Raw genomic sequence first — 16525 nt, forward strand, 5'->3', positions numbered from 1 at the left:
TTCATGCAAAACCCGCAAGATTTTTATTCTGAACAATTAAACCACTACCAAAAAATTGTCAAGGATTTAAACAAACAACTTATTAGGTTAAGTACGCTACGTGTTTTGGTTTTTGTGTTGACAGTCCTTGGAATTTACTTCACCTATCCTAATTGGGTTTTAGTGGCCATCATAGCTGTTTTAGGGATTGGTATTTTTCTGGCTTTGTTATCCAGATATACAAATGTAAAATACAATCGTGATTTAAATAAGGCTTTGGTTACTATCAATGAAGAAGAGTTGCTTATAGCTTCCGGAGACTTTCATCACAGACCCAATGGTAATGCATTTCAAGATCCGAAGCATTTTTATAGCTTGGACATAGATTTGTTTGGAAAAGGGTCCTTTTTTCAATTCATCAACAGAACAACTATACCTGAAGGAACTCATCTGTTAGCCAATCTTCTAAAAGCAAATACTATTGACGGTATTGAGGAAAGACAAGAGGCTATCAAAGAACTGGCTCAAAAACCAACATGGCGACAACACTATTCAGCCGCTTCAAGTTTGGTTCAAGTTGAAACGTCTGCAGACGATATTATTACATGGTTAAAAAACCATAAACCATTTTTACCACAAATCATGCGTTGGCTACCTATGGCTTTTGGGGTGGCTTCCATCATATTATTTATTCTTTCGGTATTCCAAGTTATATCGCCCAATTTAGTTGGTTATTGGCTGTTGTTGGGCTTTGCCATCACCGGAAAATATCTCAAAAAAATTAATAGTTTGGCTTCTAATACCGATAAGGTTAAAGACACGTTCAAGCAATACGCTACCTTGTTGGATAGCATCGAGCAAGAATCATTTACTTCAGAATTACTGCTCGAAAAGCAACAACAAATAGAATCTCATCACCAAAAGGCATCCACTATTTTTAAACAGTTTTCAAGACATTTGGATGCGTTGGATAATAGAAATAATATGATTGGAGCTATTTTGGGTAATGGTTTTTTTCTAACCGATTTAAAACATAGTTACAGAATAGAGCAGTGGATTACAGAGCACCAGCAAACTGTTGCCAAATGGTTTGAGGTGGTTTCCTTTTTTGATGCGTTTAACTCCTTGGGGAATTATGTGTTTAATCACCCAGAATATGTGTTTCCAGAAATAGTTGATACCAAACAAGCCATTTCAGCAAAGGAATTGGGTCATCCCTTGTTGGATAAAACCAAACGGGTTAATAGCGACCTACAGATTGACAACCAAGAATTCTTTATTGTAACAGGTGCTAATATGGCTGGTAAGAGTACATTTTTGCGGACCGTTTCCTTACACATTGTTATGGCCAATGTGGGTTTACCGGTTTGTGCCAAATCCAGTCAGTACCATCCTATCAAATTGATAACGAGTATGCGAACCAGCGATTCATTGACTGATGATAGCAGCTATTTCTTTTCAGAATTAACACGTTTGAAATTTATTGTAGACGAAATAGCCAAAGAGCCTTACTTTATTGTATTGGATGAAATTTTAAAAGGAACCAACTCAACCGACAAAGCCATTGGCTCCAAAAAGTTTGTAGAGAAACTAGTCGCTTCAAATGCTACAGGTATTATTGCAACTCACGATTTGAGTCTATGCGACATTGAAAGCCAATTAGAGCCTGTTAAGAACTACTATTTTGATGCGCAAATTGTTAATGATGAACTCTTTTTTGACTACAAGTTTAAAAAAGGTGTTTGCCAAAACATGAATGCCAGTTTCTTGTTAAAGAAGATGGAGATTGTTTAAAATTCCTGTGAAAACAGGAATCTTTTTATTTTATTCTATAATTTTTATCTGTATAGCAGAAGCACCCTTCATACTAAAACTGTTATTTGCAATTTTGTAGACTATATCAAATACAAATCCAACATCATCTATTTTTAGGTTATCAATCAGTTCTTTGGCTTCATCGGACATATAGGAGCCATTGACTTTTACCATGTCTAAATCAGGAAATTTCATTTTAAATCCTAAAACAACGAAATTTAAATCATAAGTAAAATCTTCAATTTTGATACCGATTTTCCCATCTCTTAACTGCTCTTTGGTTAATTCAATTATAAAACGACTACCATGACCAATGCCGTCTAGAGTTCCTATAGGAGTTCCTATATTTTTAATACGTAATGTTTTTATAGCAGTAACAATCTCTCCATTTGGAAGTTTGCCGCGTAGTTCAATATCAACGGTTAACCCAGAACCAGGATGCATTATGTAGTTCCCATAATTATCCACTTTTTTTAATCCAGGAGCCGATGCTTCAAAGGAAACAGTTCCAGGCATACTTAATGTTAAGGGATTGCTCACTCCTCTGTAAACCACATTCATGTTGTTGACTTCAACAACAGCTTTGGGTGGTTCTTGTGAAAAACAACCAAGACTAAAGAATACTATTAAAAAAAGTAAACCGTATTTCATGCTTGTATTATTCTTTTTTTGAGACAATTTCAATAACTATAGATTTGGGAGGTTTTATGTTACTTTCCTCTAATAATTTTATGTCAAAAATTGTGATATAATCTCCTACAGGAGTCATTTTAAGATAGTTTTTACCCAATCCATTTAATTGATTCCCATGAAGTGATATTGAAGGATGTTTTCTAAACTTTATTTTAAAAGATCTTATTTTAGGTGGGATTTCATCAACAGATAACCCAAAACAACTATCTGGAATGGGTTTTTGTAAGAATGCCTCTTTTGTTAATGTCACTTCACAGTTGGTAATCTCTTCTTGGGCAAATACGTTTAAACTTAAAAATAATAGCACAGCAAATAAGGAAAGTTTCATAACGGATGGTTTAGCTAATCTAATAACTAAAAATACCGTTTTTTATTTTGTTAAGTATATCGAGAAACTATTCGACATGAGACTTAATCATCTCAATCATTTCTTTGGCATTGTCATCATCCGGTTTTAGGCTTAAAACCTTGTAATAGTTTTTTAAAGCCATATCGTAGTTCTTGGTTTCAAAATAGGCTTCACCCAAGCTGTCATACACATTGTACTTGTAAGGAAAAATTCGCGTGTTCAAATCAAAAACATATAAAGCTTTGTCATATTCTTGGGCGCGTAAATACACATAACCTAAAGTATTCAACTCCCGACTACCTTTTACAAATTCGGCAAATCTGGGGACAAGGATATCATGTTCCAATTGTAAACTATCAATTGATTTTTCGGACAGTAAATAGTTCAAATAGTTAGCAGCCATATAGTTTGGTGTGTATTTATTGTCCGTAACAATATTTAACATATCGCGTTCCAAAGTTTCCATAGGGTGTTCTACAATACGATTGACTTCCAGACCATTTTTATAGAAAATAAAGGTGGGTACCCTGTGAATGTTCAAGCCCTGTTCTTCATGGTTTGGGGCTTGTTTGTAGGCTTCCGGTTTGTTGTCTACGGCAATGACCTCTAATTGGCTGTCTGGAAATTTAGCCTTATCCAGAATGTGGTAAAACCTCGGGACTTCTTTTTTGCTATCACCACACCAAGTGCCCAAAAACACTTTTATGGTGTATTGATTAAGTGATTCCTTGAGTTTGGATACCACCTGTTTGTTGACAAGGTAGTCATCGTAATTGGGTTCAAACCATGCGTTAAAAGGCGCTTGTTGCAGACCGATTTTGTCAATTTTGCCCAATAATTTGGGATTGCCTTTGTCGTCAGTAACGGTTTGATTAATAGTTTGAGAAAAAGTGATTTGGGAACAAAAAAGGATGACTAAAGTTAGTGCTATTCGTTTCATGATTGATGATTTTTAATCAAAAATAGAAGCTTAACAACTTGCTTGCCAATAATTTGTATTTTCAACCCAAATAGGTGTACAAACGTTTTATTTTACAATACCAATGGTTGTTTGTTGCGTTATTTCTGCCTTTTGTACATTATGTTTGACCAACTAAAGAATTCTGTTTACTTTTCATTTCAATATGAATATCTTAAAAAAAAATAGCTCTCAAATATTGGTGCATATCCTGTTTTGGATATTGTTCATCATGGTATCTTTATTTGTTTTTTCGCCATATTACTGGCGCGAAAACCCCTTTCTACAGTACATATCCATTCTGGTGGTCATTGTTTATGTCAACAATTTGATTTTACTGCCCTATTTTGTCAAGAAGAAAATGTACGCTTGGTATGTTTTTGTTATTGCCTTGATTTCCTTTTTGGCCACGCAATTGTACTGTTATGAATTTGCCCAATGCGGTTGCTCCATTATGAAATGCTTGAGTGATTATTTATGGCAAACCTTGGTACCACTTATTTTCTTCTCCTTTGTTTGGGTGTTATACCGATTTATTGATAAGCAAGAAGAAGTAGAGCAAATAAAGAAGGAACATTTGGAAATGGAATTGAAGTTTTTAAAATCACAGATTAATCCACATGTGCTGTTCAATAACCTGAATACCATTTATTCCTATGCTTTAGAAAAACCAAATGAAACACCAGAATTGATTTTAAGGCTTTCCGATAATTTAAAGCATGTATTGTACGAAAGTAATGCCAAAAAAATTCCATTGCACAAGGAGATTCAGTTTATTGACAATTACATGACCTTTCAAGAATTGCGAACTGAAGGAGTGAATACCATTGTTTATAACAAGAGCATTGAAAATGAAAACAATCAAATAGCGCCATTATTACTAATTACCATAATTGAAAATGCCTTTAAGCACAGTTCTTTGAACAGTGAAATTCTGGTCTCAATTATTGAAAAAAATGGTGTTTTAGAATGTGTTTGCGAAAATGATTTTACAGAAAAAGATCATGACTTGGCTGAATTTAAAATAGGACTTCAAAACTTGGAAAAGCGTTTGGAGTTGTTATATAAAGATCATTTTGAGTTTACCATTACACAGGATAGTAAATTCAAAGTGTATTTAAAACTGAATTTAGTATGACCTGTATCATTATAGAAGACGAAATACCTGCGCAAAACATTCTTAAGAATTTCTTGAAGAAGTTACCTGATATGGAATTAATAGCAACTTTTAAAGCCGCTATTGAAGCCAATAATTTTTTAAAAAGCGAAACGGTTGATGTGGTATTTTTAGACATCAATTTGCCGGATATTTCTGGAATTGATTTTATTAAAACCGTCAAAAATCCACCAGCAATTATTATGACTACTGCTTATCCGGATTATGCAGTAAGCAGTTTTGAGTTAGACACCATTGTAGATTATTTGGTAAAGCCTTTCTCGTTTGACCGTTTTTTAAAAGCTATTAATAAAGCCAAAGACAGACTGGAAGTTTCTAATAAAACAACTGCTGATGAATCTGAAGTATTGTTTTTAAATGTTGACAAAACCCTTCATAAAATTGTATTGGATGATTTGGTCTATATAGAATCCGACAGAAATTATATTACGGTTGTTACCACCAAACAAAAACTCTCCTATATTGACTCGCTAAAAAATTGGAATGAAAAATTACCGAGTAATCAGTTTATTCAAACCCACAAGAGCTACATCATAAACCGAAAGTTTGTCGATAAAATTTCTGGAAATGAAATCTATGTAAATAGTAACCGCTTACCTATTGGCAGAACCTATAAGCAGGAATTGTTAAGGAAATTGCATATTGTATAAAAAAGCCTCATTTATTTGAGGCTTTTTTTCTTAAGGTTAAGAGACTTATTTTTTAGGATGCACCAGATCCATTTCTTCAATTAGATGTTTGGCACCTGCATATTTATCAACGATAAACAACACATAACGTAAATCAACCATAATGTTTCGGCAAATTTCTGGATCATAATTCATATCGCTCATAGTACCTTCCCATACACGGTCAAAATTCAATCCAACCAAATTACCGTGGGCATCAATTGCAGGACTACCAGAATTGCCACCAGTCGTGTGATTGGTTCCTAAAAAGCAAACTGGTACTTTACCATTGGCATCAGCATATTGCCCATAATCTTTGGCTTCATACAAATCGATTAACTTTTGAGGCACGTCAAACTCATAATCGCCTGGCACATATTTTTCAATGACACCCTCTAAATGACTTACCGGTTGATAATACACAGCATCTCTAGGATGGTAACCTCGCACTTGCCCATAAGTAACACGCAAGGTGCTATTGGCATCTGGGAAATAACGTGCATTTGGTAAGGCCTTCATTAAAGCCGTCATGTATTCAGTTTGTAAGGCTGTAATGGGTTCATTCTTTTGCTCAAATTCTGGGTTGATACTGGTGTAGAACTCCTCTATGATTGGTTTGGCGTAAATATACGCGGCATCATTATTTAAGTTATTTATCACATCTTCAGCTGAACCGTCAAACAATTTTAAGGCGCTATCTAAATTGGTGAAGGCTGTTTTATCATAAATAGTTGGGTCAATATTATTCTTACTATATAATGGCATTACGGCTTCAAAAACACCCTTATCAACTTGCACATCATAGTTCTTGTGGATGCCTTTCAACAAGTTGGTGATGTAATCACGATTCTTTTCTAAATTATCCGAACTCTGCTTCAACGATTGCTCAACTTGATAGGCTCTGAATGTCATTTGCATCAATTCATTGGTTACTAAAAATACCTCAATGAAATTTCGACGTCTAATGTTGACATCAGCAAAATCCTTATAAAGTTTGTCAAATTCTGGTAAAATATGACCGTACTTATCTTCCAGGCCTTTTTCTTTTAGAGCTTTAGTAAACGTAGCCTCAAATTCTTGACGTTCGGCAACTGCATTACTTTTTTGAATTCCTAAATTTTCACCAATCCATTTTTTCCAGGCATTGGCAATACGTGCTTGTTTGGATGCATACTTGATACGTACTTCATCATTGGCTTTCATTCGGGCATCAATCACTTTTAAAGCTGCTTCTCGAATAGCAATGTTGCTAGGGTTATAGTCTTTAGTAATATGTTCAATTGCTACGGCTGGTAGGTATTCATCTGTACGCCCTGGAAAACCAAACACCATGGTAAAATCGCCTTCTTCAACACCATCTAATGAAACTGGTAAATAATGCTTTGGTTTATAAGGTACATTGTCTTCACTAAATTTTGCTGGTCTATTGTCTTTATCAGCATAAATTCGAAACATCGAAAAATCGCCTGTATGTCTTGGGAATACCCAGTTATCAGTATCACTACCAAACTTCCCAATACTGCTTGGTGGTGCGCCAACCAAGCGAATATCTTCAAAACGCTCGGTTACAAATAAGAAATATTGATTACCTTTATAAAAGGATTTGACTTTAGTGTCTTGCCAAGCCTCTTTTTGTACTTGAGCTTGTAGGCTATTACTATTTTTGTCAATAGCAGATTGCTTTTCCTTTTCAGTCATGGTATCTGTAACACCGGCCAATACTTGACTGGTAACATCCTCAATACGTACAATGAATTCAATGTATAAACCTTCGTTTGGTAATTCTTCTTCCAAACTCATGGCCCAAAAACCATCTTTCAAATAATCATTTTCTAATGAAGAATGTGATTGAATTTGACTAAATCCACAGTGATGGTTGGTTAAAACCAAGCCTTTAGGTGAAATCACTTCACTGGTGCAACCACCATTAAAATGACCAATAGCATCTTTTAAACTGGATTGGTTAACCGAGTAAATATCTTCGGCTGTTAACTTGCTTCCCAAGGCTTTCATTTCGTTTTCATTCATACCTTCCAAAAGTGAAGGAATCCACATACCACCTTGTTGGGCTGAAACCTGAAGCGTGATAAAAAGTAATAGTAATCTGAATAATTTCATGGTGTCATTTTTTAGAATCTTTCAAAGATAACAAGTTCTCGTAATAAAATTGTATATAGAAGTTGTTACCTTTACGTTTATGATGCATATTTCAAAATTACCGCAGGTTGGGACGACTATTTTTAGTGTTATGAGTGCTTTGGCAAATAAGCACGACGCGATTAATCTATCACAAGGATTTCCCAATTTTAAAAGTGATCAGAAGTTGATAGACCTAGTTAACCAGGCTATGAATTCAGGCTATAACCAATATGCACCCATGCCTGGAAATTTACAGTTGCGTCAAGCTATTGCCAAAAAGTATGAACGATTGTACGAAACTAGTTATCATCCAGAAACAGAAATTACCGTTACAGCTGGAGCTACTCAGGCTATTTTCACAATTATCTCAACTTTTATAAAACAGGATGATGAAGTTATTATTTTTAAACCAGCTTATGATTGTTATGAACCCGCTGTTGATCTTTATGGTGGAATCGTAAAGTCTATTCAATTAAGTGCGCCAAATTATCAAGTAGATTGGGACTTGGTTAAAAAAACCATTACCAAAAAAACGAAATTGATTATCATCAACACACCTCACAATCCGAGCGGAACCATATTGAAAGATACAGATATGTACAAACTTCAGGAGCTGACGGAAAACACAGACATCATAGTATTAAGTGATGAGGTTTATGAACATATTATTTTTGATGGGTTACGACACGAAAGTGCCTGTAGATATCCCGATTTAAAAACACGCAGTTTTGTGGTGGCATCCTTTGGTAAAACCTTTCATAACACGGGTTGGAAAATGGGTTATTGTTGTGCGCCAAAGGAGTTGATGGATGAGTTTAAAAAAGTACACCAATTCAATGTATTTGCAGTGAACCATCCTATGCAAAAAGGTCTAGCAGATTATTTGGAAGAACCTAGCCATTATTTGGATTTACCTAATTTTTTCCAAGAAAAACGAGACTATTTTTTACGCTTGATTAAAGATTCCAGATTTCAAATAAACCCTTCACAAGGCACCTATTTCCAGGTGCTGGATTTTTCTGAAATCACTGATGAGCATGATGTCGATTTTGCCAAACAGTTAACGATTGAAAACAAGATAGCATCCATACCAATGTCGGTTTTCAATGAAGCAGGAAAAGATGACAAAGTCTTACGTTTTTGTTTCGCAAAAACCCATGAAACATTAGAGCAAGCAGCCAGTATTTTAAATAACATTTAACTCTTAAATTTTTGTAAATCGCGAGACTTTTTACAATTTAATGTGTCTTAAATGATGAAAGGAAAATGATTTTTAAATTATGAAAAAAAGACAGCTAATATTTCTAACAATATCTTTAATTGTGTTATCTTGTGGTAGTTCCGAAAAGGTTATCATGAATGATGGAACAGTTTATAAAGTTGAAGGCAATAGCTTTTATAAAAAAGGAAAAGACGTATCCGAAAATCTATCAGAAACTGAAAAAGAGAAGATATTAAACACGTTGAATGAAAGGCTAGAATACGAAAAAGCAGCCCAAGAAAGACAAGAGGAACTGGAAGAGCAAAGAGAGGAGTTGGAAAAAGCCCAAGAGGAAGCTGAAGCTAAACAAAAAGCACTGGAAGAAGAATTGGAAGAAAAGAAGGAAGCTAGAGAAGCTTTTTTCGATGCCAAGGAGGAATTGGAGAAGCAACAAAAAAAATACAAGCGTCTTCATAAAAGCGGCAAACTTTCACCAAATGACGAAGAAAAATGGGCAAAAAAACTCAAGGGTTTAAAACAAGAACTCAACAAAGCCGAAAACAAAATTAAAAATCAATAATCAGCTTGCAAGACCAACTAAAAACAGCCTTCATCCAAACTGATTTGGTTTGGGAAGACCCCAAAGCTAATAGAAAAAATTTCAAAGCGAAATTTGACTTGTTGCCAGAAGATGTGGATCTGGTCATTTTACCAGAAATGTTTTCAACAGGTTTTACTATGAATGCTCAAGCAGTTGCTGAAAGCATGAATGGTAAGACGGTTACTTGGATGTTAGAAAAAGCCCAAAAACATCAATTTGCTATTGTTGGTAGTTTGATTATTGAAGAAAACGGTCATTATTTGAATCGGTTAGTTTTTGCTTTCCCAGATGGCACTTTCAATACTTACGATAAACGTCATACGTTTTCTTTGGCAGGTGAAGACAAAGTATTTACGGCAGGGACAAAAAAAGTAATTATTGGTTATAAAGGCTGGAAAATTTGCCCACAGATTTGTTATGATTTAAGATTCCCAGTGTGGGCAAGAAATGTTGAGGATTATGACTTGTTGTTGTATGTTGCTAATTGGCCTAAACCGCGCATTGCAGCTTGGGATGCCCTTTTAAAAGCAAGGGCTATCGAGAATATGAGTTACTGCATTGGGGTAAATAGAATAGGTCAGGATGGTAAAGAAAATGAATACTGTGGTCATTCCGCTATTTACGATGTTTTAGGAAATAATATCACACCATTGAGACCTAATAAAGAACAGATAGAAATGACTGTACTTGAGAAAAAGCATATTGTTTACTACCGTGATAAACTCAAGTTTTTGGATGATAAAGATGCCTTTACAATAGTGTAAACTCAACTATAAGATCAAAATTAGAGCGTATTTCTTGTATTTTGGGATAGTAACTCACGCGTTCTGGTTGGCGCTTTTCAAGAAAGTTACCTGGGTCATACTTGCCATTTTTATTCGTATCAAAAATAACCCTCAAGTAAAGATCTCCAGTTTCCAAATGTCTAAAGTCTAAAGGTTCAGGCTTGGTACTATATAATTCACTTTTTACTTCACCTTTGTCTGTAACCAATTGCACAATAATAGGATATTCAGCATTTTTTAAAATAACCCTTACATTACCATAATCGGCATACGTTTTAGTGCTCAAACTATAGCTCAATGTGTCATTGGTATCACCAAAAAAATCAGTAAATGCCTCTGGAAGTATCTGAATTCGATAACGATCACTTTCTTTTTTCTCAAAATCAAAAGAATAAGTATTTGAAAGGGAATCCAACTTGGTAGTGAAACTTACCGGAAGGGAATCCTTATCCATAATGGTGACTTTTTCAGTATCAAAACTAACAAAGGGTACTGAACCCGTAATTTTGAAGTTATCATTAAAATTCAAAGTTCCTGTAGGTGATGCTGAAACTGTAAGAGTATCCCGTTTTTGTTCACTAATTTTAACTGTAAAATCTTCGCTGTAGTCCTGATTGGCTACTTGAAAAATTAGTGAGTCCACCTCTAGTCTCGGCTTATACCAATAGTTTAGTGTATCAGTTTTTGGGTCTTTGGTTATTCGGTATTCAAATTCATTAGGGACTCCAGAGGTAATATCTATTTTGAAATCGGTGTTAGGTCCTTCGAAACCAAAACCTATTTTTTCACCAGATAATAAACGAGGTCTAATAATTTTAGAGTCTAGTTCTTCTTTAAATAATTTTAAAGTAAAAGAGCTATCTGTGGGAACCGTTATGTAAGAACTGTGAAATGCAATTTTATCTGACTTTGGTTGAAATTTATAATCTTGGTTTTCATCTTTTAAGGCGACCATTAAGTATTTACCAGCTTTCAAATTTTCGAGAGTAAAGGTGGTTGTACTATCTAGCGTATTGGTTATATATCTAGGGCGTTCGTTGAATACTATTGAATCATTCAAGGTAGAGTCGACTTCATAAAGCATGACCGAAACAAAATCTTCGGGCTTTCGTAATGTAGCACTGACAATTTCACCAGAAACGGTCAAAGAGTCTATATAGCTACCTGTTGAGAATACATATTTGTAGTAAGGGAATGGGTTTTCTTCATTGTTGTCAACAATACTATTGCCAAAATTAAAAGCATAGGTGGTATTTGAAGTTAATGTATCAATTATCCTAATTTTTATGTATTTGCTGGCATTACCTAATGGCGTTATTTCTGGCATCGGATCCATAGGTGGCGAAATAATCAATTGCCGTTGCAGGTTTTTGATTTTAATATATTCGTCAAATTGGATTTTAATTTCGTCACCTTGAAAATTTGTAGATAGATTTTCAGGCTCTGACCTTGTAATACTTGGTGGCGTAGTATCTTTTAAACCACCACTTGGCCTTCCTCGGTTAGCGCAATTGGATATTGTGAGTATTATTGCAATTACAAAAATCAGGTTTGAAACTATTTTGCGCATGTAGTCTTGATATTTGTGCAAAGAAACAACATATTTATCATTATAAAAACCTTAAGATGTTACTGCCATAGTTGCTAAACTAATTTTAACATTTTGGGCCTTGTGTAAAACATGCACGCACGATTCAACGGTTGCTCCAGTTGTTACAATATCATCAACCAATAAAATGTGTTTGTTTTCTATTTTTTGTAGGTTTTCGGCTTTAAAAATTTCAGAAGCGTTTAACCATCTGGCTATACGATTTTTATGTACTTGAGAATTGGTGTTGGTTGCCTTTATAAGCACATCATCTTGATATTTGGCATCGAGTGCCTTGGCAATTTGTTCACCAAATTTAGCAACTTGATTGTATCCTCTTTTTGACAATTTTTTTCTGTGTAATGGAACAGGTATGACTAAATCAATGTTTTGATAGCCAAGAACCGATTTTAATTCTTCACCCAACCAGTCACCCAAAAACAACCCTATTTCTTCAAACCCTTTGTATTTTAAATTGTGAATTAATTTTTGAGTAATACCTCTTTTTTCAAACCAAAACAAAGCAGTCGCATTTTCGAGCTTACACCGTCCATAAAAAATATTCAAAACACTCTTGTCATCATTGAAATGACAATTGGTTACCGGTAGATCATGCCGACATTTTGTACAAATATATTGCTCGTTATCTCTCAAAAGAAGATTGCACGTGTAGCAAACTTTTGGGTAAAAAATATTGATCAATGATTGAAGCATTCGTAAATGTTTTAACATAAAGATATTATAAGTTTTTGAATAGAACATGTGCTATTCGAACAGCAAAAAAGAACTTCAACAATTTTTTTATCATTTTATCGATAAAAATCCGCCAACACAATCTTAATATTTAGATTCGTAGGATAAAATTAATTAAGATGATAGTTAACCCTCAATTATTTAACTACAGATTAATTATTGGTACTTTGGTAATAGCCATTGTTGTATTAGGGTCGTACAGCTTTTCTAGTTACAACACACTTAAAAACCATGCGCAGTTTGTTAAGCAAGAGGTCAATCTTGTTCAAAATGAATTATCAGATATGATTGCGCTTTATGATGAGGTTAGTGTTGATAACAATGAATTAGCGTCACAGTTACAGCAATCAAAAGCAAGAATGCATGTTATTATGGATTCTTTAAGAGCTGCGAAAGCCAATTTTCCTTTAATATCTAAGTATAAAAGTGAGATAGTAGCTTTAAATCAAGAAAGAATTAACTTGTTTAAGCAAATTCAAACCATTCAAAATCAAAAAGACGCACTAGCCCAAGAGGCAGAGCATGCTTCTAAAAAATTAGACATGCAAGCGAACCAATTGACTATGTTGGCTGAAGAAAACCAAAAGCTGACAAGTATAGTTAATGAAGTCACTGCACTTAAGTTGAGTAATATTGATGTGTCAGCTATCATTACGAATAGAAGCACATACGATATTGAAACTGAAAATGCTCATGAAGCCGATAATTTTGAAGTGTGCTTCACAGTTCAGCAGAATGCCTTTACTCCAGAAGGCAATAAAGATATTTACGTTCAAATTTTAGGTCCAGATGCTAATGTGGTGTCAGATAGAGGCGCTGTAACATTTGGTGATTCTGAACTTATTTTTAGTGGTAAAACTTCTGTGAATTACAGAAATCAAAATTTGGATGTTTGTACTAAAATAAATGTCAATCAAAAACAAAAATTAAAGAAAGGAAATTATCTAATTTCAGTTTTCCATGATGATTTTAAGTTAGGATCATCAGAAATAATACTTAATTAACTAACCAATTTTATTTCTCAAGAAACCGTTCCATTAATTGGAGCGGTTTTTTATTTTTGCACTATGACAAACAACGATGATCAATTTAAGAAAGTAATCTCTCACGCGAAAGAGTATGGTTACGTGTTTCAAAGTAGTGAAATCTACGATGGTTTAAGTGCAGTTTACGATTATGCACAAAACGGAGCTGAATTAAAGAAAAATATTCGGGATTATTGGTGGAAAGCCATGGTGCAAATGCATGACAATATTGTAGGTATTGATGCAGCTATTTTTATGCATCCTACAACTTGGAAAGCTTCCGGTCATGTAGATGCCTTTAATGACCCGTTAATAGATAATAAAGACTCCAAAAAACGCTATCGTGCTGATGTTTTAATTGAAGATTATTGTGCAAAGCTTGAAGCTAAAATCGATAAAGAAGTTGCTAAAGCTGAAAAGCGATTTGGTGACGCTTTTGATAAAGAAACGTTTGTTTCAACCAACCCACGTGTGTTGGGCTATCAAGAGAAAATTGATAGTATTCTTTCTAGAATGGGCAAGTCTTTAGAAAAAGAAGACTTGGCTGATGTAAAGGCTTTGATTGAAGAATTGGAAATAGCAGATCCTTTAACAGGTTCCAGAAACTGGACTGATGTTAAGCAATTTAACCTCATGTTTGGCACCAAGTTAGGCGCCAGTGCAGAACATGCTATGGATTTATATTTGCGGCCAGAAACCGCTCAAGGTATTTTTGTTAATTTCTTAAATGTTCAAAAAACAGGACGTATGAAAATTCCGTTTGGCATTGCCCAAACAGGAAAAGCTTTTAGAAATGAAATTGTAGCTAGACAATTCATTTTTAGAATGCGAGAATTTGAACAAATGGAAATGCAATACTTTATTAAACCTGGTACGCAAAAAGAATGGTTTGATTACTGGAAAGAAACTCGATTAAAATGGCATAAATCTTTGGGAATGGGCGAAGAAAATTACCGTTTTCATGACCATGAAAAATTAGCACATTATGCCGATGCTGCTACTGATATAGAATTTAAATTTCCATTTGGATTTAAGGAATTGGAGGGGATTCACTCTCGTACCGATTTCGATTTAAAGCAACACGAAGAATTTTCAGGAAAGAAACTACAATATTTTGACCACGAAGAAAACGCAAGTTACACACCTTATGTCTTAGAAACATCCATCGGTTTGGACCGTATGTTCTTGGCTGTATTTTCCAATGCACTGGTTGAAGAGGAATTAGAGAACAATACAACCAGAACGGTTTTAAAATTGCCTGCAGTTTTAGCACCAACTAAAGCAGCTATTTTCCCATTGGTTAAGAAAGACGGTTTACCAGAAATAGCTAAACAAATTGTTGACGATTTAAAATGGGATTTCAATGTTTTCTATGATGAAAAAGATGCCGTTGGTAAACGCTATCGTCGTCAAGATGCTGTTGGTACACCATTTTGTATAACAGTTGACCATGATACGTTAGAAGATAACACCGTAACTATTCGACACAGAGACACCATGGATCAAAAGCGTGTAAAAATAGAAGAACTTAGAGACATCATTAAAAGAGAAGTAGATGTCAAGGAATGGTTGATGAGGATGTAATAACTTCCTGATTTAAATAAAATTGAAATAAAAAACTCCCAAGTATACTTGGGAGTTTTTTATTAATGTCCATGTCCGCCTTCACTATCATTAGAAAGCATACTAGTTCCCTTTGTTATTATTTTTTCTGATTTGAGCTTATCTGAATTTAGAATTTCAATAAAGTCTTCAGATTCCATTCCAGTTGCGACTTCTGTTTTACTAAATATATAGTTTTCTGAAGTTTTTTCATTTAGGACAAATATGTAGTAATAATCACCCGATTTGATAACGGCTTCTTTTGGAAGCCCCATGCTCTTTAAATCATTTACATGGATGGCTGCTTCTACAAACATACCTACAATAAAGTTTTCATCGTCATTATCAATATGACCATGAACCTGAACACGCCTTGAGGTTTCGTCAATAGTAGTGCCTACTAAATGCACGTCAGCCGTATAAGTTTTGTTAGAAGCTTCAGGTATTTTAAAGGTGATTTTTTGTCCCTTTTTTATTTTCATGATGTCTTTTTCAAAAACAGACAATTCTAAATGTATATGATCAATATCCACGATTTCCATAATAACATCACTGGCATCAACATAGGTGCCGTTACTCACTTTAACGGATGTTACAGAACCTGATATGGGTGCATAGATATTGATGGTTGAGGTGAAGTTACCATTCAAAACAGTATTTGGATTGATGTTGAGCATTTGTAATTTCTTTTTTAATCCATTGTATTGGGCTAAACTACTTTTATAGGTGCTTTCAGCTTTGAGGTAATTTTTTTCAGAGGTTATTTGTTCATCAAATAATGTTTTTTGACGTGTAAATTCATTTTTTAAATAATTTAACTGCTCCGCAACTTCCAAAAATTGTTGTTGTAAAGCCACGTATTCGGTATTTTCCATAGTTACCAAAAGCTGCCCTTTTTTAACTTGGTCACCAACTAATAAGGGTGTTTTGGTAATGTAACCTCCCATGAAAGTTGTAACACGTGACTTATTATGAGGTGGCACATCAATCATACCGTTAACCACAACCGTTTCGGTGAAATCGTGTTCAGCAATAGATCCCAATTGCATGTTTTCGCCTTCAAATTGCGCCTGTGTTAATATTATTTGGTCATGGTGTTCCTGATTATCGACTATAGCAGGTTCTTCCTTTTCTGAATTCCCGCAGCTCCAAAGTGCTAGAGCTATCAATGTTATATATAGTTTTTTCATGA

General features: G+C 34.5%; 15 protein-coding genes. 8 read left to right on the forward strand and 7 right to left on the reverse strand.

What is annotated here, in order from left to right; translation table 11 throughout:
- Nucleotides 1-3 precede the first annotated feature (3 nt).
- A complete protein-coding gene (locus C1T31_RS02405; RefSeq protein WP_103050858.1) occupies nt 4-1773 on the forward strand; it encodes a MutS-related protein in 1770 nt (589 codons plus the stop codon).
- A gap of 30 nt (nt 1774-1803) precedes the next feature.
- Here the strand turns inward: C1T31_RS02405 and C1T31_RS02410 are convergent, their stop codons facing one another.
- The 3 genes from C1T31_RS02410 to C1T31_RS02420 form a co-directional block, all read right to left on the reverse strand.
- The gene (locus C1T31_RS02410) at nt 1804-2445 is read right to left on the reverse strand and encodes a GldM family protein (RefSeq protein ID WP_103050859.1); all 642 of its coding nucleotides are present in this window, start codon (nt 2443-2445) and stop codon (nt 1804-1806) included.
- A gap of 7 nt (nt 2446-2452) precedes the next feature.
- The gene (locus tag C1T31_RS02415) at nt 2453-2815 is read right to left on the reverse strand and encodes a hypothetical protein (protein WP_103050860.1); all 363 of its coding nucleotides are present in this window, start codon (nt 2813-2815) and stop codon (nt 2453-2455) included.
- Between the two features lie 67 nt (nt 2816-2882).
- A complete protein-coding gene (locus C1T31_RS02420) occupies nt 2883-3776 on the reverse strand; it encodes a thioredoxin family protein (RefSeq protein WP_103050861.1) in 894 nt (297 codons plus the stop codon).
- 184 nt (nt 3777-3960) lie between these two features.
- Here C1T31_RS02420 and C1T31_RS02425 point away from each other — a divergent pair, with 184 nt between their 5' ends.
- Nucleotides 3961-4932: a sensor histidine kinase gene (locus C1T31_RS02425; RefSeq protein WP_103050862.1), complete on the forward strand. Its 972-nt coding sequence runs from the start codon at nt 3961-3963 to the stop codon at nt 4930-4932.
- A complete protein-coding gene (locus tag C1T31_RS02430; RefSeq protein ID WP_103050863.1) occupies nt 4929-5621 on the forward strand; it encodes a LytR/AlgR family response regulator transcription factor in 693 nt (230 codons plus the stop codon). The genes C1T31_RS02425 and C1T31_RS02430 overlap by 4 nt, the downstream gene beginning before the upstream one ends.
- A gap of 45 nt (nt 5622-5666) precedes the next feature.
- On the opposite strand, the gene C1T31_RS02435 is transcribed toward C1T31_RS02430, so the two are convergent.
- Nucleotides 5667-7757 (reverse strand): S46 family peptidase, encoded by a 2091-nt coding sequence (locus C1T31_RS02435; RefSeq protein WP_103050864.1) that lies wholly within the window; start codon nt 7755-7757, stop codon nt 5667-5669.
- Between the two features lie 79 nt (nt 7758-7836).
- On the opposite strand from C1T31_RS02435, the gene C1T31_RS02440 reads away from it, so the two are divergent.
- The 3 genes from C1T31_RS02440 to C1T31_RS02450 all read left to right on the forward strand — a co-directional run bounded on the left by C1T31_RS02440 (nt 7837) and on the right by C1T31_RS02450 (nt 10344).
- Nucleotides 7837-8979 (forward strand): methionine aminotransferase, encoded by a 1143-nt coding sequence (locus tag C1T31_RS02440; protein ID WP_103050865.1) that lies wholly within the window; start codon nt 7837-7839, stop codon nt 8977-8979.
- Nucleotides 8980-9058: 79 nt separating this feature from the next.
- A complete protein-coding gene (locus C1T31_RS02445; RefSeq protein ID WP_103050866.1) occupies nt 9059-9559 on the forward strand; it encodes a hypothetical protein in 501 nt (166 codons plus the stop codon).
- 5 nt (nt 9560-9564) lie between these two features.
- On the forward strand, nt 9565-10344 hold the full coding sequence (locus tag C1T31_RS02450) for an amidohydrolase (RefSeq protein WP_103050867.1): 780 nt from the start codon (nt 9565-9567) through the stop codon (nt 10342-10344).
- Here C1T31_RS02450 and C1T31_RS02455 read toward each other — a convergent pair.
- Nucleotides 10331-11935 carry an Ig-like domain-containing protein gene (locus C1T31_RS02455; protein WP_103050868.1) on the reverse strand — a complete coding sequence of 535 codons (1605 nt, stop codon included), beginning with the start codon at nt 11933-11935 and terminating at the stop codon, nt 10331-10333. The genes C1T31_RS02450 and C1T31_RS02455 overlap by 14 nt on opposite strands.
- Nucleotides 11936-11986: 51 nt before the next feature.
- On the reverse strand, nt 11987-12475 hold the full coding sequence (locus C1T31_RS02460) for a ComF family protein (protein WP_317047284.1): 489 nt from the start codon (nt 12473-12475) through the stop codon (nt 11987-11989).
- 350 nt (nt 12476-12825) lie between these two features.
- Here C1T31_RS02460 and C1T31_RS02465 point away from each other — a divergent pair, with 350 nt between their 5' ends.
- The gene (locus C1T31_RS02465; RefSeq protein ID WP_103050869.1) at nt 12826-13710 is read left to right on the forward strand and encodes a hypothetical protein; all 885 of its coding nucleotides are present in this window, start codon (nt 12826-12828) and stop codon (nt 13708-13710) included.
- Between the two features lie 63 nt (nt 13711-13773).
- A complete protein-coding gene (locus C1T31_RS02470; protein ID WP_103050870.1) occupies nt 13774-15315 on the forward strand; it encodes a glycine--tRNA ligase in 1542 nt (513 codons plus the stop codon).
- A 62-nt stretch (nt 15316-15377) separates the two neighbouring features.
- Here the strand turns inward: C1T31_RS02470 and C1T31_RS02475 are convergent, their stop codons facing one another.
- Nucleotides 15378-16523 (reverse strand): efflux RND transporter periplasmic adaptor subunit, encoded by a 1146-nt coding sequence (locus tag C1T31_RS02475; RefSeq protein WP_103050871.1) that lies wholly within the window; start codon nt 16521-16523, stop codon nt 15378-15380.
- Between the last annotated feature and the right edge of the window lie 2 nt (nt 16524-16525).

The organism is Hanstruepera neustonica (assembly GCF_002895005.1).
GTDB classification, from domain to species: domain Bacteria; phylum Bacteroidota; class Bacteroidia; order Flavobacteriales; family Flavobacteriaceae; genus Hanstruepera; species Hanstruepera neustonica.

Coding starts and splice junctions, on each gene's coding strand:
- C1T31_RS02405 (WP_103050858.1), top strand. CDS start 4: ATGCAAAACCCGCAAGATTTTTATTCTGAACAATTAAACCACTACCAA.
- C1T31_RS02410 (WP_103050859.1), bottom strand. CDS start 2,445: ATGAAATACGGTTTACTTTTTTTAATAGTATTCTTTAGTCTTGGTTGT.
- C1T31_RS02415 (WP_103050860.1), bottom strand. CDS start 2,815: ATGAAACTTTCCTTATTTGCTGTGCTATTATTTTTAAGTTTAAACGTA.
- C1T31_RS02420 (WP_103050861.1), bottom strand. CDS start 3,776: ATGAAACGAATAGCACTAACTTTAGTCATCCTTTTTTGTTCCCAAATC.
- C1T31_RS02425 (WP_103050862.1), top strand. CDS start 3,961: ATGAATATCTTAAAAAAAAATAGCTCTCAAATATTGGTGCATATCCTG.
- C1T31_RS02430 (WP_103050863.1), top strand. CDS start 4,929: ATGACCTGTATCATTATAGAAGACGAAATACCTGCGCAAAACATTCTT.
- C1T31_RS02435 (WP_103050864.1), bottom strand. CDS start 7,757: ATGAAATTATTCAGATTACTATTACTTTTTATCACGCTTCAGGTTTCA.
- C1T31_RS02440 (WP_103050865.1), top strand. CDS start 7,837: ATGATGCATATTTCAAAATTACCGCAGGTTGGGACGACTATTTTTAGT.
- C1T31_RS02445 (WP_103050866.1), top strand. CDS start 9,059: ATGAAAAAAAGACAGCTAATATTTCTAACAATATCTTTAATTGTGTTA.
- C1T31_RS02455 (WP_103050868.1), bottom strand. CDS start 11,935: ATGCGCAAAATAGTTTCAAACCTGATTTTTGTAATTGCAATAATACTC.
- C1T31_RS02465 (WP_103050869.1), top strand. CDS start 12,826: ATGATAGTTAACCCTCAATTATTTAACTACAGATTAATTATTGGTACT.
- C1T31_RS02470 (WP_103050870.1), top strand. CDS start 13,774: ATGACAAACAACGATGATCAATTTAAGAAAGTAATCTCTCACGCGAAA.
- C1T31_RS02475 (WP_103050871.1), bottom strand. CDS start 16,523: ATGAAAAAACTATATATAACATTGATAGCTCTAGCACTTTGGAGCTGC.